We start from the raw sequence: 16,620 nt of genomic DNA on the forward strand, positions 1-16,620 counted from the left end.
GCCGGGTTGCTCGCGGCATACTATAGTATGTAGGCGGGCCCGGTTCGACGCTGCGGCTTTGGGGAACCGCACCAAATTCGACCGTTCGCGGTCGTATCTGGTGTCGGGCCAAGGCCCGCAGGAGGATAGAATAGTATGGCCACCCAGGGTATGGATCGACAGCGCCGTCGCAAGACGATTTCAGAAGACGGCCCGGATCCGGTGGACATCCATGTCGGCGCGCGCCTGCGCCAGCGCCGGACCCTTCTGGGAATGAGCCAGGAAAAGCTGGCGGCGGCCTTCGGCGTCTCGTTCCAGCAGATCCAGAAGTACGAACGCGGCGCCAACCGTGTCAGCGCCAGCCGGCTGCATCAGCTGACCCGCATCCTGAACGTGCCGGTCGGCTATTTCTTCGAGGGCATCGTCGACCTCCAGCACAACGGCAATGCCACCCATCCGGCCAATGACAGCGAGATGGTGGCCAGCCGCGAGACGCTGGAGCTGGTGCGCGCCTATTACCGGATCGAGGATCCGACCATCCGCCGCCGGCTGGTCGACCTGCTGCGCTCGCTGGGGCCGGAGGCGACGGAGCACTGATTCGCGTCGTCCCGGCGCGCCGCCGGAGTGCACTTCCGGCTGGCGCCGGCGGCGGCGCGGGGCTACATCAGCCCCAGTTCCGTTCCAGCCGAGGCTCGCCCGTGTCTCTTCCCTTCGTCGACCTCAAGCAGCAATACGCGCGCCTGAAGCCCCTGATCGACGCCCGCATCCATGCGGTGCTCGACCACGGACAGTACATCCTGGGGCCCGAGGTGGGGGAGCTGGAGGCCGAGCTGGCGCGCCGCGCCGGCGCTCGCCACTGCCTGACGGTGGCCAGCGGCACCGACGCGCTGATCATGCCGCTGATGGCCCGCGGCATCGGCCGGGGCGATGCGGTCTTCGTGCCCGGCTTCACCTTCACCGCGACGGCAGAGGCGATCCTGCTGCTCGGCGCGTCGCCGGTCTTCGTCGATGTCGACCCGCACACCTTCCTGATCGACCTCGCGGATCTCCAGCGCCGGATCGCGGCGACCAAGGCCGCTGGCCAGCTGGCGCCGAAGGCGGTGATCGCGGTCGACCTGTTCGGCCTGCCGGTCGACTATCCCAAGCTGCAGGCGATCGCCGACGCGCACGACCTGTTCGTCATCGCCGATGCCGCGCAGAGCCTCGGCGGCCAGTTCCGTGGCCGCCCCGTCGGGTCGCTGGCGCCGGTCACCGCCACCAGCTTCTACCCGGCCAAGCCGCTGGGCTGCTACGGCGACGGCGGCGCGGTCTACACCGATGACGACGGGCTGGCCGAGGTGCTGAAGTCGATCCGCGTCCATGGCGAGGGCAAGAGCCGCTACGATACCGTTAGGGTCGGCCTCAACGCCCGGTTCGACACCATCCAGGCGGCGGTGCTGCTGGCCAAGCTGCCGAGCTTCCAGGACGAGCTGGACGCCCGCGACCGGCTGGCGCGGCACTATTCCGCCCGGCTGTCCAACCGGGTGCAGACGCCGGTGATGCCGGACGGGCTGTTCTGCGCCTGGGCCCAGTACACCATCCGCGTGGCGAACCGCGACGCCGTCCGGGCCAGGCTGGGCGAGGCCGGGATCCCGACCGCGATCTACTACCCGACGCCGATGCATCTGGCCGAGGCCTACCGGGCCCATGGCGAGGGCGAGGGGTCGCTGCCGGTCAGCGAGGCGCTGTGCCGCGAGGTGCTGAGCCTGCCGATGCACCCCTTCCTGTCCGACGCCGACGCCGACCGGGTCTGCGACGCGGTGATCGCGGCGCTGGGCTAACGGGTCGCGACGGCCACCGCGGCGCCGGCCATCACGGCGCCGGTGCCGCGGTTGATCACCCGCATCGCCTGGGGCGACCGGAACATCCGGCGCGCCCGCAGGGCCAGCACGACATAGAGCGTGAGCACCGTGGTGTAGACCGCGACCAGGGTGGCGGCGACCTCGGTGAAGCCGACCCAGGTGAGGTGCGGCAGGTCGATCAGGGTCGGCAGCAGCGCCAGGTAGAACAGCGTCGTCTTCGGGTTGCCCAGGCAGACCGACAGCCCGGTCAGGAACAGCCGCAGCCCTTCGCCGCGCACCGGCTGGGCCTCGACCGGCGCCGCGGCCGGCGCGGTCCACAGCCGCCAGGCGAGATACAGCAGATAGGCGGCGCCGGCATATTTGATCACCACGAACACCGGCTGCAGCGTCGCCGCCAGCATGGCCAGGCCCAGCACGGTGGCGCTGAGCCACAGCAGGTCGCCGAACAGCAGCCCGCCGCAGAAGGCGAGCGCTCCCTGGGTGCCGCGGCCCAGCACGCGCGCCACCAGCGCCGCCGTTGTCGGGCCCGGGACGGCGCAAGCCACGCCGAGCGTGACGGCATAGATCAGAAGCGTCGACGGATCCATCGGCTGCACCTTCGGCAAGGGCTTGGCAATATCGGCCCGGCCATTATGCACGCTCGAAATCGTCTCGTCTCGCAGCCTATTGAAAAGGTTAGACATTCGTCAAATTAGAACGATTCTGACGATCCAGAATAAATCCAGAAATAAATTTTAACTTTTGTTTGCGGCATGATTGGGCGCAGTATCGATAAGCGATAAAAAAGTGCCATCGATCTACTCCAGATCCGGCCCGCTTTATCCAAATATTTTGGGGCATCGGAAAACATGTCTTCACCGAGCTTGCTCCATGCCACCTCCATCATTGCGCCCGGTGTCGAAATCGGCGAAGGCACGCGCGTCGGGGCTTATGCCGTGATCGGCGAAGGGGTTCGGCTCGGGCGCGACAACATCATCGGCCCGCATGCCGTGGTCGAAGGCGACACCGAGATCGGCGACCGCAACCACATCTTCCAGTTCGCCTCGGTCGGCGCCCAGCCGCAGGACCTGAAGTTCAGCGGCGGCAACAGCCGGCTGCGGATCGGCGACGGCAACGTCTTCCGCGAACATGTCACCATCCATTCCGGCGCGGCGCGGCCGCTCGGCGTGACCTCGATCGGCGACGGCAATCTGTTCATGGCCAACGCCCATGTCGCCCATGACTGCCGCATCGGCAACCACACCCGCTTCGTCAACGGCGCCATGATCGCCGGCTATGGCGAGGTCGGCGACCACGCCTTCCTCAGCGGCCTGGTCGCGGTCCACCAGTTCACCCGCATCGGCGCCTACGCCTTCGTGGCGGCCGGCGCCATGGTCTCCCAGGACGTGCCGCCCTTCTGCCTGGCCCAGGGCGACCGGGCCCGGCTGGTGTCGCTGAACGAGGTCGGGCTGCGCCGCAACGGCTTCATCGAGGCCGATGTGCTGATGCTGCGCAAGGTGTTCCGCATGCTGTTCCGCCACGGCGGCAGCAAGGCCGAGCGCATGGCGGCGGTCAGCCACTCCTATGGCGAACGGCGCGGCGTCGACCAGCTGCTGACCTTCCTGTCGGACAGCAAGCGCGGGCTCGCGGCGGCCTGAACCGCCGGTGGCGCAATGCCGCCGGGCAACGCAATGATTCGTAACAAATTTTGAGTTTGTGGGCTTCGTCTCCGGCGGCAGGATCGGCGGCAGCGATGGATCGGCTTCGGCCGGCCGCGCCTGTCCGTTTCCGCTGTCGGGAGCCTGCGCGATGCCGTCCCAGATCCATGCCACCGCCATCATCGAACCCGGCGCCGAGATCGGCGAGGACGCACGCATCGGCCCTTATGCCGTGATCGGGCCGAAGGTCCGGCTGGGGCGCGACTGCATCGTCGGGCCGCACGCCGTGATCGAGGGCCGGACCGAGATCGGCGACGGCAACCAGATCTTCCAGTTCGCCTCGGTCGGCGCGCCGCCACAGGATCTGAAATGGAGGGGCGAGGAGACGCGGCTGGTGATCGGCCGCGACAACATCATCCGCGAATACGTCACCATCCAGCCCGGCGTCGGCGTCTCCGGCGGGCTGACCGAGATCGGCGACGGCAACCTGTTCATGGCCTGCGCCCACATCGCTCATGACTGCCGCATCGGCAGCCACACCCGCTTTGCCAACGCCGCCACCCTGGCCGGGCATGTCGAGGTCGGCGACCACGCCCATGTCAGCGGCCTCGTCGGGGTGCACCAGTTCACCCGCATCGGCGCCCATGCCTTCGTCGCCGCCGGCGCCATGGTGGCGCAGGACGTGCCGCCCTTCTGCCTGGTCCAGGGCGACCGGGCGCGGCTGGTGTCGCTGAACGAGGTCGGGCTGCGCCGCCATGGCTTCGAGGAAGCGGAGGTCCTGGCCCTGCGCCGGGTGTTCCGCCTGCTGTTCCGCGGCACCGGCGCCAAGGCCGAACGCATGGCGCTGGTGCGCCGCGACCATGCCGGCGAGAAGGGCGTGGCCGAGCTGCTGGAGTTCCTGGCCGACACCAAGCGCGGCCTGGTCGCCGCCTGACGTGGTGATTTCCGGCGGCTGCGGCTGTTGATGACTCGACCCCCCAGTGTCGCGCGCCCTTCGCCGCGGCCGCTGGGACGCCCTTCGAGGGAGACAGTCGTGATCGGAGACACTCTCAGCCCGGTTCGGGCCAGCATCACCGTCGAGGCGCCGCAAGAACGGGCCTTCGACAGCTTCACCAACCGGCTCGGGCGTTGGTGGCCGCTCGAATACACCTATGGCCAGGCGGCGTTCGACACCGCGGAGATCGAGCCGCAGGCCGGCGGCCGCTGGTACGAGCGTGATGTGCACGGCCGCGAGACCGGCTGGGGCGAGGTCCGCGCCTTCGAGCCGCCGTCGCGGCTGGTGCTGTCCTTCGCCATCAGCCCGCAGCGGGCGCCGGAGCCGCTGGAAAAGGCCAGCGAATTGGAGATCCGCTTTGCGTCCGAAGGCAGCCGGACCCGCGTGGAGCTGGAGCATCGGGATTTCGAGCGGCACGGCGAAGGAGCGGCACGGATGCGAGACGCCATGGCGTCACCGCAGGGCTGGCCGCTGATCCTTGCCGCTTACGCCCGGGCGCTGCGCCCCTGACGGTCGGGGCGGGACAGGCCCGCCATGGCCAGGCACTGGACCCGGCGCCGCGGCGGCGATAGAACCACCGGCCCCGTTCCAGCCGGAGCCGATCATGATCGTCATGGCCGCCTATGACCCGTCCTGGCCGGCTCAGTTCGCGGCGCTCGCCGGGCGGATCCGGGCCGCGCTCGGCCCCGTCGCCCTGGCCATCCACCACATCGGCTCGACCGCCGTGCCCGGCCTCCGCGCCAAGGATGTGATCGACCTCCAGGTCACCGTCGCCGAACTCGACGCGCCGATCCAGGCGGCGCTGGAGCGGATCGGCTTCACGCTCGGCGCGCCGCGCTGCGATCATTCCCCGCCCGGGCTCGACCTGCCGCCGGCGGAGCTGGAGAAGCGGTTCTACAAGAAGGCAGACCGGCCGGCGAACCTGCACATCCGGGTCGCGGGCCGGTTCAACCAGCGCTATCCCCTGCTGTGCCGCGACTATCTCAGGGCCGAGCCGCGGGCGGCGGATGCCTATGGCGAGATCAAGCGCCAGCTGGTGCGCCGCTTCGCCCACGACGTCGATGTCTATTACGACATCAAGGACCCGGTGTTCGACGTGATCATGGCCGCTGCCGCCCAATGGGCCGCGCGCACCGGCTGGACGCCGCCGGCCTCCGACGCCTGAGGCGAACCGGCCTCACACCACCGGCATCTCGGTCTTGATCCAGTCGGTCAGCGAGGCGTGCTTCGGCGCCCAGCCCAGCTCCGCCCGGGCGCGCCTGCCGCGCACCCGGCTGTTGGAACCGAGGGAATAGACGGCCTTGCCGAAGCCCAGCGCGGCGATGGCGTCGTCGATCGGCCAGTCCTGCGGCTCGCCGAGGCCGAGGCGCCGGGCGATGGCGGCGGTGGCCTGGGCGAAGGACGCCTCGCCGTTCTCGACGAAGTAGAAGGCGCCGGCCGGGGCCCGGTCCAGCGCCAGGGCGTAGAGGTCGGCGACATCCTCGACATGCACGTTCGACCAGATGTTCAGGCCGCGCCCGACGTGGCGGACGATGCCGCTCTGGCGCGCCTGGGCCGCCAGGGTCGGGATCTGCACGCTGTCGGCATGCAGGCCGGGGCCGGTGCCGTAGATCAGGGTGTTGCACAGCACCACCGACCGCACGCCGCGGCCGGCGGCGTCCGTGACCAGGCGGTCGATGGCGACGCGCGCGGCCTTGCCGGGCAGCGGGTCGATCGGCGTGTCCTCGTCATAGGTGCGGTCCGACGCCCAGTCGCCGCGGGCCTCGTCGGCCACGATGCTGCTGCCGCTGGTGTGCAGGAACGGCTTGCCGGTCCCGGCCAGCGCGTCGAGGAAGGCCTCGACCGCCGGGCGGTCGTCGGAGCTGGCGGCGTTGACCACGGCATCGGCCGCCCGGGCCTCACGCGCCAGCAGCGCTGTGTCCGACAGGTCGCCCAGCACCGGCTCGATCCCGAGATTCTGCAACTGCGCCGCCTTTTCCGGCGTCCGCACCAGGCCGCGGATGCCGTGCCCCGCGGCGATCAGCCGGGCGGCGATGGCGCCGCCGATGAAGCCGGTGGCTCCGGTGAGGAAGATCGTCATGGGTGGCTCCGGGCTGTGGGCTTGTGGCCCTAGAGATGGGGCAGGGAGGGGCTGGTGATAAGCGCCCCTGCCGGACAAGCTGGCGTGAAGCGAATTCCCAGGCAGCAATCCCGCCAGCCGTGAATTCAATTCACAGGTTCTTGGCTGCGGCGCCGGATTATCGCCGGCCCGGTCCCGACCCACATTGCGGTCCGACCCGAACGCTTCGGCCAAACAAGGAACCCTGAGATGTCCAACCTTCCCACCGTCACCGCGAATGGCGCCGAGATCCCGGCGCTGGGCTTCGGCACCTTCCGCATGAACGGCGCGGACACCGCGCGCATGGTCCGCCACGTGCTGTCGCACGGCTACCGCCATGTCGACACGGCGCAGATCTACGGCAACGAGGCCGAGGTCGGCGAAGGCCTGGCCGCGTCCGGAGTCGCCCGCAACGACGTGTTCCTGACCACCAAGGTCTGGGTCGACAACTACCGGCACGACGCCTTCCTGCGCTCGGTCGACGAGAGCCTGAAGAAGCTGCGCACCGACCATGTCGACCTGCTGCTGCTGCACTGGCCGAACGCGCAGGTGCCGCTGGCCGAGCAGATCGGCGCGCTGAACCAGGTCAAGGCGGCGGGCAAGGTGCGCCACATCGGCGTCAGCAACTTCAGCACGGCGCTGATGGCCGAGGCGGTGGCGCTGAGTCATGCGCCGCTGGTCACCAACCAGGTCGAGTACCACCCCTATCTCGACCAGGCGCCGGTGCTGGCAGCGGCCCGGAAGGCGGGCATGAGCGTCACCGCCTATTACGGCATGGCCGACGGCAAGGTGATCGGCGATGCCGCGATCCGGGCGATCGGCGCCCGCCACGGCAAGACCGCGGCCCAGGTGGTGCTGCGCTGGCTGGTGCAGCAGCAGGGCGTCGTCGCCCTGTCGAAGACGGTCAGCGAGGATCGGGCCGCCGCCAATCTGGCGATCTTCGACTTCGCGCTGTCGGATGACGAGATGGCCGCGATCCATGCTCTGGCCCGGCCGGATGGCCGCTTGGTCAGCCCCGATGGCCTGGCCCCGGTCTGGGACGCGGCTGTCTGAGGCGCCCCTTAGCCCGTCACGTAGCCGCCATCCACCGGCAGGTCGGCGCCGGTCAGGAAGGCGGCGGCGGGGGAGGCCAGGAACAGGGCGGTGCCGACCAAATCCTCGGCCTCGCCCCAGCGCTTCAGGGCCGAGCGCGCGGCGATGCGGGCCGCCGGCTCCGGGTCGTCCCACAGCGCCTTGGTCATGTCGGTGCGGTGATAGCCCGGCGAGATGGCGTTGACCCGGATGCCCTCCGGCCCGAAGGCATGGGCCAGCTGCCGGGTCAGCCCGACCACGCCGGTCTTGCTGGCGCCATAGGCCGGGACCGTGGCGTCGGCCAGGTAGCTCAGCATCGAGGCGAAGTTGATGATCGACCCCCGGCTGGCCGCCAGATGCGGCCGCGCCGCCATCGACAGGCGCATGACGCTGTTCAGGTTGACGTCGATGACCTCGAGATAGGTCGCGTCGGTGAACTCCGCCGTCGGCCGGGCGATGCCGGCGGCGTTGACCAGGACATCCAGGCCGGGCAGGGCGCCGACGAAGGCGATGATCGCCGCGGGGTCGCGCACATCCAGCGTCTCGAAGCGGATGCCTTCATTGCGGCCGTCGGCCCGCGCCGCCGCCAGCTTGGCCTCGGAGGTGCCGGTGGCGATCACCGCGGCCCCGACATCGCGGAAGCCGCGGGCCACGGCCAGGCCGATGCCGCTGGAGGCGCCGGACACCAGCACGCGCTTGCCGGCATACAAATCCGGCCGGAAGGTCGCCTTGATTTCGTCCACGGTGGTCTCCGGTTTTGGTCGATCGATTCAGTCAGACAGATGTTACGACCACCCCCTCCCTTGTCATCCTCGGGCTTGACCCGAGGATCCAGGGGCCATCGAGAGCGGCTCTTGGCGGCCCCTGGATTGCCCGGTCAAGCCGGGCAATGACAGGTGGGGGAGGCCTGAAACGTCACTGGCGTCACACCAATTCGCGCAGGACCTGCACGACCATCTCGGCGGTCACCGGCATCGCCTCGTTGTGCATGATCTCGCCCGGGCGGCAGGCGCGTTCGGCGATGATGCGCAGCTTCGCCTCGGTGGCGTCGGTGATGCCGATGTCGCGCAGCCGGGTCGGCAGCCGGACCGCGGCGCAGAAGTCGCGCACCCTGATGTACTCGTCTTCCGGCACGCCCTGCAGCTTCAGCTCGGCCAGCACGCCGATCGCGACCTTTTCGCCATGCAGGTGATGGTGGACCTCGTCCAGCTCCGACAGCCCGTGATGGATGGCGTGGGCGCCGGCGACGCCGCCGGATTCGAAGCCCAGGCCGCTCAGCAGGATGTTGGCCTCGACGATCCGCTCGAAGGCTGGGCCAGGCACCTTGGCGTCGCATTCGGCCAGGGCCGCTACGCCGAACTCGAACACGGTGTCGCGGCAGATCCGGGCGATCTCATAGGCCAGCGGCACGCCACGCACGCCCAGGCAGTTCAGCGCGCCGCTGCGGCGGCAGGCCTCGGCCTCGTACCAGGTCGCCAGCGCGTCGCCGATGCCGGCGGCCAGGAAGCGGGCAGGCGCCTTGGCCACGATCTCGGTGTCGACCATCACCAGGTCCGGGTTGCGCGGCAGGAAGTAGTCGTGGTCGACCGACCCGTCCGGCTTGTAGACCACGGCCAGGGCGCTGCAGGGCGCGTCCGATGCGGCGATGGTCGGCATCACCACGCAGGCGATCCCTGCCTCGTGCGCCGCCGCCTTGGCGGTGTCCAGCGCCTTGCCGCCGCCGGCGCCGAGCACCACCCGGGCGCCGGACGCCTTGGCCGCCGCTGTCACCAACGCGATCTCGTCCTTCGAGCATTCGCCGCCATGGCGGATCAGCTCGATCGCGAGATGGCCGTCGCAGGCCGCGCGGATGGTGTCGGCCAGCAGGTCGTAGACGCCGCGGTCGAGCACGATGATGGCCTTGGTCCCGAAGCCTGCCAATTCCTGGCCCAGCCGGGCGACGATGCCGGGACCCTGCAGATAGCGGCCGGGGAAACGGGCGCCGATGATCATGATGGGAGGCTCCTGCGGGCGGTCTCGCCGCCCGGTCGTCATTGCGCGATGCGGTCCAGGTCGTCGTAGAGCGCCTGGCTGTGATGGTAGAGCCGGTCGAACACCGGCTGCATCCGGGCGTATCGGTCGGCCCATTCCGGGTCCGGCGCGATCTCGGCGCCGTAGCGGACGAAGGCCTCGGCCGCGTCCTGCACCGTGCCGAAGCGGCCGGTGGCGGCGGCGACCATGGCGGCGCAGCCGACCACGCCGCATTCCGCCTCCTCCGGCACCAGGATCGGGATGCCGTAAGCACTGGCTTTGATCTTCAGCCACAGCTCGGTCTTGGCGCCGCCGCCGGAGGCGATGACGCGGTCGAGCGGGCGGCCCGATGCGGCCTCCATGACGCGGATGTGGCGGGTGACGGCGAAGGCCACGCCCTCCAGCACCGCCCGGTGCAGCTCGGCCAGGCCGTGCCCGGCGCCGAGGCCGAAGAACTGGGCTCGGGCGTTGCGGTGGGTGCCCAGCCGCTCCCCGGTCAGGTAGGGCACGAACAGCAGGCCCTGGGCGCCGGGCGCGGCCTCGGCCGCCTTGGCGACGATCTCGGGATAGCCCAGCGCGCCCTCATGGAAGGCGCGGCGGGCCCAGCGCATGGCGTCGCCGCCGGTCTCCAGCAGCACGAACGGCCCCCAGCCGCCCTCGATGGTGGCGACGTTGGAAATCTCCGGGTCCAGCAGCGGCGCTTCGGTGATCAGGGTGATGATCGAGGAGGTGCCGGTGACGTCGGACCCCAGGCCGGGGCGGCAGGCGCCCGACCCCAGCAGCGCCACCGGATAGTCGGCGCCGCCGACCAGCACCGGCGTGCCCTCGGCCAGGCCGGTCTCGCGGGACGCGGCGGCCGTGACCCTGCCCAGGATCTCCAGCGGCGAGCGCAGCCGCGGCAGCTTGGCCGCATCCAGCCCCATCATCGCCACCATGGCGGTGGACCAGTCGCGCGTCGCCGGGTTCATCAGGAAGCTGCAGGATCCCTCCGTCGCCTCCATCGCGATCTCGCCGGTCAGGCGGAAATTGACGTAGTCCTTGGGCATCATCACCGCGGCCGCGGCGTGGTAGGCCTTCGGGTCGTGGTCGCGGATCCAGGCCAGCTTGAAGGCCGGCCAGGCCGGGGTCGGCGGATTGCCGCTTTCGGCCAGGTAGTCCTTCGGGTCGTGGCTGCGCTCGAACGCGGTGACCAGGTCCAGGGTGCGCTTGTCGTTCCACAGCGGGACGGTGTCGCGGGTCAGGGCGCCGTTGGCGTCGACCAGCACCGTGCCGTGCATCTGGCCGCAGGCGCAGACAGCGGCGATCCGGCTGCGGGCGCCGTCGACCCGGTCCAGCACGGTGCGGACCGATTCGGTGACGCCGGCCCACCAATCGGCCGGCCGCTGCTCCGACCAGCCGAAGGCCGGGACGATCTGGTCGTATTCCCGCGCCGCGATGGTCAGGATCCGGCCGCCGGCATCGACCAGCGCGGCCCGGGCGCTGCCGGTGCCGACATCGATCGAGAGATACAGGTCCTGGCTGGTCATGGTGGATCCGCGCGGCTGGGGTCGGGGCAGGGGGCCTAGCGGCGCAGCCACCGCGTGCCGTGCTGCAGCAGGACGGCGATGACGATGATGGCGCCCATCAGGACCTGCTGATGATAGCCCGGCACGTTGCCGAGATTCATGATGTTGCTGATCACGCCCATCACCATGGCGCCGAGCAGGGTGTTGATCACGCCGCCGCGGCCGCCCATCAGGCTGGCGCCGCCGATCACCACCGCGGCAATCACCGCCAGCTCGGCCCCGACGCCGACCTGGGCCGAGCCGACCCCCGCGCGGGCGGTGGAGATGATGCCGGCCAGGGCGGCCAGGGCGCCGGAGATGACGTAGACGGCGCAGACATAGCGCGGCACGGCCAGGCCGGACAGGCGCACCGCCTCCTCATTCGACCCGATCGCCTTGACGATGCGGCCGAATTTGGTGAAGGCCAGCAGCACGCCGCCGACGATGAAGACGGCGAACATCAGGATCACCGGCTGGGGCACGCCGAACAGGAAGCCGGCGCCGAAATCGGTGAAGGCCTGGCCGCTGTCGCCCAGCAGGATCGGCTGGCCGTTCGAGACGATCAGCGACAGGCCGCGCGCCGCCGTCATCATCGCCAGGGTCATGACGAAGGCGGGCAGGCGCAGATAGGCGACCAGGATGCCGGTGACCAGGCCGCAGCCGGCGCCGGACAGGACGGTCAGCGCCGTCGACGCCCCCGGCGACCAGGTGGCGACGAGATAGGCGGACAGCACGCTGCCCAGCGCCGAGACCGACCCCACCGACAGGTCGATGCCGCGGGTCAGGATCACCAGCAGCATGCCCACCGCCATGATCCCGGTGCCGGAGATCTGGCGCAGCACATTCATGATGTTCCGCTCGGTCAGGAAGGCCGGCGACATGAAATGCGCGCCGATGATCAGCAGCACGAAGATGCAGAAGGTGCCGTAGCGGTGGAACAGCTCGCCGATGTCGATGCGGTCGTGCGCCTTGTCCGGCGCCGGGGCAGTCGTGGTGGTCATGGTCAGCCCGCCATCTTCAGCTCGCCGTCGCGGCGGGTCATCGCCAGCGACAGCAGGTTTTCCTCGCTGTAGCGCTCCGGCGGCAGCTCGCCGCGGATCTCGCCTTCGCCCATCACCAGCACCCGGTCGCACAGGCCGAACAGCTCCTGGTGCTCCGACGAGATCACGATCACCGCCTTGCCCCCGGCGGCCATGCGCTCGATCAGGGCGTAGATCTCGGCCTTGGCGCCGACATCGACGCCGCGGGTCGGTTCGTCGAGGATGATGACCTCGCCGCCGACATGGAACCACTTGGCCAGCACGATCTTCTGCTGGTTGCCGCCGGACAGGCTGGACACGGGCGCCTCGATGCCCGCCGCCTTGACCCGCAGGCTGTCGGCCAAGGCGCCGACGGTGCGCCGCTCGACCGCGCGGCGGATGAAGCCCAGCGGGTTCACCACCGGCTTCAGCCGCGCCATGGTGGCGTTGACCCGGATCGACATGCCCAGCACCACGCCCTGGCCCTTGCGGTCCTCCGGCACCAGCCCGATGCCGGCGCCGACGGCGTCCAGCGGGCTGCGGATGGCGACCTTGCGGCCGTTGCGGAAGATCTCGCCGCCGTCGCGCCGGTCGGCGCCGAAGATCAGGCGCGCCACCTCGGTGCGGCCGGACCCGACCAGGCCGCCGAGGCCCAGGATCTCACCGGCCCGCACAGAAAAGCTGATATCGCGCACCCGCCGCCCGGCGTTCAGGTTCTCAACCCGCAGCGCTTCCGCGCCCGGACGGCGCTGCGCCTTGTCCGCGAACATCGCCGCCAGCGGGCGGCCGACCATCATGCGGATGACGTCGTCGATCCCGGCCTCCTGCGGCGTCACGGTGCCGACCGTGCGGCCATCCTTCATCACCGTCATGCGGTCGGCGAGGCCGAACACTTCCTCCAGCCGGTGCGAGATGTAGACGATGCCGACGCCGGCGCCGCGCAGGTCGCCGATGATCCGGTGCAGCCGCTCCGCGTCGCGGGTCGACAGCACCGCGGTCGGCTCGTCGAAGACGATGACCTTGACGTCGCGCGACAGCGCCTTGGCGATCTCGACCACCTGCTGGTGGGCGACGGCGAGGTCGCCGACCAGGCGGCGCGGGTCGATGTCGAAGCCCAACCGGTCGATCAGGGTGCGGGCGCGGCGGTTCAGCGTCCGCCAGCCGATCACGCCGGGCAGCTCGCGCAGGAAGATGTTCTCGGCCACCGACAGGTCGGGCGCCAGCGCCAGCTCCTGGTGGATCACGGCGATGCCGCGCTCCAGCGCCTCGCGCGGGCCGCCGAACACGATCGGGTGGCCGTCGATCCTGACCTCGCCGGAATCGGGCCGCATCTCGCCGCCCAGCACCCGCATCAGCGTCGACTTGCCGGCGCCGTTCTCGCCCAGCAGGGCATGCACTTCGCCCGGGCGCACCGCGAAGTCGACCCCGTTCAGGGCGCGGACGCCGCCGAAGGCCTTGGTGATGGCGCGCAGGTCGACCAGGTCGGTCATGGCACTCCTTTCCTCATGCCGCTCGTGGCGTCGACAACCCCCTCCCGCGAGGGGAGGGGGGACAAGGATTGCTTGGGTCGAGAGAACCGTTCTTCCTCCCCGCTACACTCGAGTCCTCCCTCCCCCTGCGGGAGGGGGTAGGGGGAGGGGGTTCGCGCCCCAAGAGCCGGCGGCCTCAGAACACGGCGTCGGGCCGGTAGTATTTGGCCACGTTGTCCTTGGTGATGGCGTCGGGGGTGGTGAGGTCGACCTTCGGGAAGTCGGCGGGCAGCGACCCGTCCAGCGCCTTCAGGCCGACATCGACCGCGGTGCGCGCGATCAGGGCCGGGTCGTTCAGCCCGGTGGCGCCGTACTGGCCCTCCTGGATCAGCTGCAGCGCCTCCTTCTGCCCGTCGGCGGCGGCGACCAGCAGCACGTCGTTCAGCTTGCCCGCGGCCTCCAGCGCCTTGCGGGCGCCCAGCACCATCGAATCGTTCTCGCCCAGCACCACGTTGATGTCGGGGTGCGCGACCAGCAGGTCCTCCATCGCCTTCAGCCCGCCCTCATGCGTCCAGCCGCCCCAGCCCTGGCCGACCACGGTGAAGCCGACCTTGCCGTCATGGACCAGTTGGCCCTCGACCAGGCCGCGGAACACGCCCAGCCGGCGCTCCTGCCCCACGACATTGCCCTTGTCGCCGGAGATCAGGGCGATCTTCAGCGCCTTGCCCGGGGTGGCCTGCGCCAGCCACTGGCCGACCTGGAAGCCGTTCTGGTCGTTCGAGGACTGGATCAGGGTGATGAACTTGGCCTTGGGGTCGACCGTGCTGTCGATCGCCACCACCTTCACCCCGGCCGCGGCCGCGGCGTTGATGGCGGGGACCAGCCCCTGCGGGTCGGCCGCGTTGATGATCAGCAGGTTGACGCCCTTGGACACCATGTCCTCGACGTCGCCGATCTGCTTGCCCATGTCGTTCTGGGCGTCGGCGGTGGCCACCTGGCAGCCGGCCTTGGCGGCCTGGTCCTTGGCCGCGGCCTCCTGCGCCGCGAAATAGGGCGCGTTCAGCGTCTTCATCGAGATGCCGACCATGCAATCCGCCGCCTGGGCGGTGCCGATCAGGAGGGCGGTCGTCGCCAGGCACCCCGTCAACACGGTCTTGAACATCCGGATCCTCCCTTTGGTCTTCGGGCCTGTGCCGACCCGGTTCCGTAGTTAAAGTACCGAATGGATCGATGGTCAATCCGATTCTGAAGCGTCCATCCGCCTCAACCGCCCAGATCGGCACTTGAAACAGCGCCGGAGTTGGCTCATTCATTCCGTGTCCGTAGTTTTGCTACGAAATCGGAGTAAACCATGCAGTTGCGCGAGCCGGCGAGATGCGTCGTCGGCGCGACCGACGGGTCGCTGTCGGGGGCGACCGGGCGCTACATCAAGACCCTGGCCGACCTCGCCGGCCTCTACGGCGACGCGGCGGCCTATGCGGCGGCGGTGGCGCAGTCCGGCGACCGGATCGTCTATGAGGTGCAGGACCACCGGCCCTCGGCCGCTTCCGGCGACCTGATCTTCGGCGTCACCCGCATGGTACCGGGCCGGATCGGGCGGGAATACTTCCTCACCCGCGGGCACATCCACGCCAAGGCCGACCGGCCGGAGATCTACACCGGCGAGGCGGGGCGCGGCCTGATGCTGCTGGAATCCCCCGCCGGCGAGATCCGCATCGTCGAGATCGCGCCGCGCATCCTCTGCTACGTGCCGCCCTACTGGATCCACCGCTCGGTCAACACCGGCGACACCGAGCTGGTGATGACCTTCTGCTACCCCGCCGATGCCGGCCAGGATTACGGCATCATCGAGCGGGCCGGGGGCATGCGGCAGCGCATCCTCGACGACGGCGCCGGCGGCTGGGTCGCGGTCGACAACCCCGACTACCGGCCGCGGCCGCAGGCGCAGCTCGACGCCCTGTTCGCCGCCGCGTCGCAGGGGGGCTGAGTCATGGCCGCCTATCCGCCCGCGACCCGGCCGACGCTGTACTTCATCGGCGTCACCACCGGCAAAAGCTCGATCATGACCGTGTTCCCGGCCTGGGCGCAGGCGCTGGGGCTGGACGCCGTGATCCAGGGCATCGACTTTCCGCTGCACGCCGACCCGGCCGCCTATCGCGAGGCCGTGACCTTCATCCGCGACGACCCGATGTCGCTGGGCGCGCTGGTGACGACGCACAAGATCGACCTGTTCGAGGCCTGTCGCGACCTGTTCGACGTGATCGACCAGCATGCGGCGCTGATGGGCGAGACCAGCTGCATCTCGAAGGCCGGCGGCCGGCTGGTCTGCCATGCCAAGGATCCGATCTCATCCGGCCTCGCGCTCGACGCCTTCATCCCCGAGCGGCATTTCGCACGGACGGGGGCGGAGCTGTTCTCGATCGGCGCCGGCGGCTCCACCATCGCCCTGACCTGGCACATGATGCAGTCCGGGCGCGGCGCCGACCGGCCGTCGCGGATCATCGTCTCGAACCGCAGCCCGGCCCGGCTGGACGAGATCCGGCGCATCCATGGCGAGATGGGGGCCGAGGTGCCGGTCGACTATGTGCTGGCGCCGGCCCCCGCCGACAACGATGCGGTGGTCGCGGGGCTGAAGCCGGGATCGCTGGTGATCAACGCCACCGGCCTGGGCAAGGACGCGCCGGGGTCACCGCTGACCGACGCCGTGCGCTTCCCCTCGGGCGGCCTGGTGTGGGACCTGAACTACCGTGGCGACCTGGTGTTCCTGGACCAGGCCCGGCGGCAGGAGGCGGCGCGCGACCTGACCATCGAGGATGGCTGGACCTACTTCATCCATGGCTGGACCCAGGTGATATCGGAGGTCTTCCACATCCCGATCGCCACCGCCGGGCCGCAATTCGACGATCTCTCGCGGATCGCCGCCGCAGCCTCGAAAGGGTAGGGTGGGTTTCACTGGGG

General features: G+C 70.0%; 17 protein-coding genes. 9 read left to right on the plus strand and 8 right to left on the minus strand.

Annotated elements, in window-relative coordinates:
- The first annotated feature begins 252 nt into the window (after window positions 1–252).
- Both AB4112_RS16490 and AB4112_RS16495 read left to right on the plus strand, forming a co-directional pair.
- The gene (locus AB4112_RS16490) at window positions 253–576 is read left to right on the plus strand and encodes a helix-turn-helix domain-containing protein (protein ID WP_441721092.1); all 324 of its coding nucleotides are present in this window, start codon (window positions 253–255) and stop codon (window positions 574–576) included.
- A gap of 101 nt (window positions 577–677) precedes the next feature.
- On the plus strand, window positions 678–1,799 hold the full coding sequence (locus AB4112_RS16495; protein WP_441721095.1) for a DegT/DnrJ/EryC1/StrS family aminotransferase: 1,122 nt from the start codon (window positions 678–680) through the stop codon (window positions 1,797–1,799).
- Here AB4112_RS16495 and AB4112_RS16500 read toward each other — a convergent pair.
- Window positions 1,796–2,407, minus strand: coding sequence for a LysE family translocator (locus AB4112_RS16500; protein WP_309792993.1), 612 nt, complete (start codon window positions 2,405–2,407; stop codon window positions 1,796–1,798). The genes AB4112_RS16495 and AB4112_RS16500 overlap by 4 nt on opposite strands.
- A 261-nt stretch (window positions 2,408–2,668) precedes the next feature.
- Between AB4112_RS16500 and lpxA (AB4112_RS16505) the strand changes: the two genes are divergently transcribed.
- The 4 genes from lpxA (AB4112_RS16505) to AB4112_RS16520 all read left to right on the plus strand — a co-directional run bounded on the left by lpxA (AB4112_RS16505) (window position 2,669) and on the right by AB4112_RS16520 (window position 5,616).
- Window positions 2,669–3,457 (plus strand): acyl-ACP--UDP-N-acetylglucosamine O-acyltransferase, encoded by a 789-nt coding sequence (lpxA, locus tag AB4112_RS16505; protein ID WP_441721099.1) that lies wholly within the window; start codon window positions 2,669–2,671, stop codon window positions 3,455–3,457.
- A gap of 151 nt (window positions 3,458–3,608) precedes the next feature.
- Window positions 3,609–4,391 (plus strand): acyl-ACP--UDP-N-acetylglucosamine O-acyltransferase, encoded by a 783-nt coding sequence (gene lpxA, locus AB4112_RS16510; protein ID WP_441721101.1) that lies wholly within the window; start codon window positions 3,609–3,611, stop codon window positions 4,389–4,391.
- Window positions 4,392–4,490: 99 nt separating this feature from the next.
- The gene (locus AB4112_RS16515) at window positions 4,491–4,961 is read left to right on the plus strand and encodes an SRPBCC family protein (RefSeq protein ID WP_441721104.1); all 471 of its coding nucleotides are present in this window, start codon (window positions 4,491–4,493) and stop codon (window positions 4,959–4,961) included.
- Between the two features lie 94 nt (window positions 4,962–5,055).
- Window positions 5,056–5,616: a GrpB family protein gene (locus tag AB4112_RS16520; RefSeq protein ID WP_441721106.1), complete on the plus strand. Its 561-nt coding sequence runs from the start codon at window positions 5,056–5,058 to the stop codon at window positions 5,614–5,616.
- A 12-nt stretch (window positions 5,617–5,628) separates the two neighbouring features.
- Here AB4112_RS16520 and AB4112_RS16525 read toward each other — a convergent pair whose 3' ends face one another.
- Window positions 5,629–6,531, minus strand: coding sequence for an NAD-dependent epimerase/dehydratase family protein (locus AB4112_RS16525; RefSeq protein WP_441721108.1), 903 nt, complete (start codon window positions 6,529–6,531; stop codon window positions 5,629–5,631).
- A 228-nt stretch (window positions 6,532–6,759) separates the two neighbouring features.
- Between AB4112_RS16525 and AB4112_RS16530 the strand changes: the two genes are divergently transcribed.
- Window positions 6,760–7,602, plus strand: a complete 843-nt coding sequence (locus AB4112_RS16530; protein WP_441721111.1) for an aldo/keto reductase — start codon at window positions 6,760–6,762, stop codon at window positions 7,600–7,602.
- Window positions 7,603–7,610: 8 nt separating this feature from the next.
- Here the strand turns inward: AB4112_RS16530 and AB4112_RS16535 are convergent, their stop codons facing one another.
- The 6 genes from AB4112_RS16535 to AB4112_RS16560 all read right to left on the minus strand — a co-directional run bounded on the left by AB4112_RS16535 (window position 7,611) and on the right by AB4112_RS16560 (window position 14,824).
- Window positions 7,611–8,363 (minus strand): SDR family NAD(P)-dependent oxidoreductase, encoded by a 753-nt coding sequence (locus tag AB4112_RS16535; protein ID WP_441721114.1) that lies wholly within the window; start codon window positions 8,361–8,363, stop codon window positions 7,611–7,613.
- 181 nt (window positions 8,364–8,544) lie between these two features.
- Window positions 8,545–9,612, minus strand: a complete 1,068-nt coding sequence (locus tag AB4112_RS16540) for a glycerol dehydrogenase (protein ID WP_441721117.1) — start codon at window positions 9,610–9,612, stop codon at window positions 8,545–8,547.
- Window positions 9,613–9,650: 38 nt separating this feature from the next.
- A complete protein-coding gene (locus AB4112_RS16545) occupies window positions 9,651–11,156 on the minus strand; it encodes a xylulokinase (protein WP_441721120.1) in 1,506 nt (501 codons plus the stop codon).
- Between the two features lie 35 nt (window positions 11,157–11,191).
- Window positions 11,192–12,175 (minus strand): ABC transporter permease, encoded by a 984-nt coding sequence (locus tag AB4112_RS16550; RefSeq protein WP_309792980.1) that lies wholly within the window; start codon window positions 12,173–12,175, stop codon window positions 11,192–11,194.
- A 2-nt stretch (window positions 12,176–12,177) separates the two neighbouring features.
- Window positions 12,178–13,683, minus strand: coding sequence for a sugar ABC transporter ATP-binding protein (locus AB4112_RS16555; protein WP_309792979.1), 1,506 nt, complete (start codon window positions 13,681–13,683; stop codon window positions 12,178–12,180).
- Window positions 13,684–13,858: 175 nt separating this feature from the next.
- Window positions 13,859–14,824 carry a substrate-binding domain-containing protein gene (locus tag AB4112_RS16560; RefSeq protein WP_309792978.1) on the minus strand — a complete coding sequence of 322 codons (966 nt, stop codon included), beginning with the start codon at window positions 14,822–14,824 and terminating at the stop codon, window positions 13,859–13,861.
- A 189-nt stretch (window positions 14,825–15,013) separates the two neighbouring features.
- On the opposite strand from AB4112_RS16560, the gene AB4112_RS16565 reads away from it, so the two are divergent.
- Together AB4112_RS16565 and AB4112_RS16570 are read left to right on the plus strand one after the other, a co-directional pair.
- Window positions 15,014–15,649: a glucose-6-phosphate isomerase gene (locus tag AB4112_RS16565; protein ID WP_309792977.1), complete on the plus strand. Its 636-nt coding sequence runs from the start codon at window positions 15,014–15,016 to the stop codon at window positions 15,647–15,649.
- Window positions 15,650–15,652: 3 nt separating this feature from the next.
- Window positions 15,653–16,603, plus strand: coding sequence for a shikimate dehydrogenase family protein (locus AB4112_RS16570; protein ID WP_441721125.1), 951 nt, complete (start codon window positions 15,653–15,655; stop codon window positions 16,601–16,603).
- Window positions 16,604–16,620: the final 17 nt, after the last annotated feature.

The sequence above is a fragment of the Inquilinus sp. 2KB_23 genome, assembly GCF_052115705.1.
In the GTDB taxonomy this organism is placed as follows: Bacteria; Pseudomonadota; Alphaproteobacteria; order DSM-16000; family Inquilinaceae; genus Inquilinus; species Inquilinus ginsengisoli_A.

Bases quoted from the DNA above. Each gene is read 5' to 3' on its own strand.
- lpxA (WP_441721101.1), top strand. From the start codon at position 3,609: ATGCCGTCCCAGATCCATGCCACCGCCATCATCGAACCCGGCGCCGAG.
- AB4112_RS16500 (WP_309792993.1), bottom strand. From the start codon at position 2,407: ATGGATCCGTCGACGCTTCTGATCTATGCCGTCACGCTCGGCGTGGCT.
- AB4112_RS16555 (WP_309792979.1), bottom strand. From the start codon at position 13,683: ATGACCGACCTGGTCGACCTGCGCGCCATCACCAAGGCCTTCGGCGGC.
- AB4112_RS16570 (WP_441721125.1), top strand. From the start codon at position 15,653: ATGGCCGCCTATCCGCCCGCGACCCGGCCGACGCTGTACTTCATCGGC.
- AB4112_RS16560 (WP_309792978.1), bottom strand. From the start codon at position 14,824: ATGTTCAAGACCGTGTTGACGGGGTGCCTGGCGACGACCGCCCTCCTG.
- AB4112_RS16520 (WP_441721106.1), top strand. From the start codon at position 5,056: ATGATCGTCATGGCCGCCTATGACCCGTCCTGGCCGGCTCAGTTCGCG.
- AB4112_RS16540 (WP_441721117.1), bottom strand. From the start codon at position 9,612: ATGATCATCGGCGCCCGTTTCCCCGGCCGCTATCTGCAGGGTCCCGGC.
- AB4112_RS16545 (WP_441721120.1), bottom strand. From the start codon at position 11,156: ATGACCAGCCAGGACCTGTATCTCTCGATCGATGTCGGCACCGGCAGC.
- AB4112_RS16525 (WP_441721108.1), bottom strand. From the start codon at position 6,531: ATGACGATCTTCCTCACCGGAGCCACCGGCTTCATCGGCGGCGCCATC.
- AB4112_RS16530 (WP_441721111.1), top strand. From the start codon at position 6,760: ATGTCCAACCTTCCCACCGTCACCGCGAATGGCGCCGAGATCCCGGCG.
- lpxA (WP_441721099.1), top strand. From the start codon at position 2,669: ATGTCTTCACCGAGCTTGCTCCATGCCACCTCCATCATTGCGCCCGGT.
- AB4112_RS16490 (WP_441721092.1), top strand. From the start codon at position 253: ATGAGCCAGGAAAAGCTGGCGGCGGCCTTCGGCGTCTCGTTCCAGCAG.
- AB4112_RS16550 (WP_309792980.1), bottom strand. From the start codon at position 12,175: ATGACCACCACGACTGCCCCGGCGCCGGACAAGGCGCACGACCGCATC.
- AB4112_RS16565 (WP_309792977.1), top strand. From the start codon at position 15,014: ATGCAGTTGCGCGAGCCGGCGAGATGCGTCGTCGGCGCGACCGACGGG.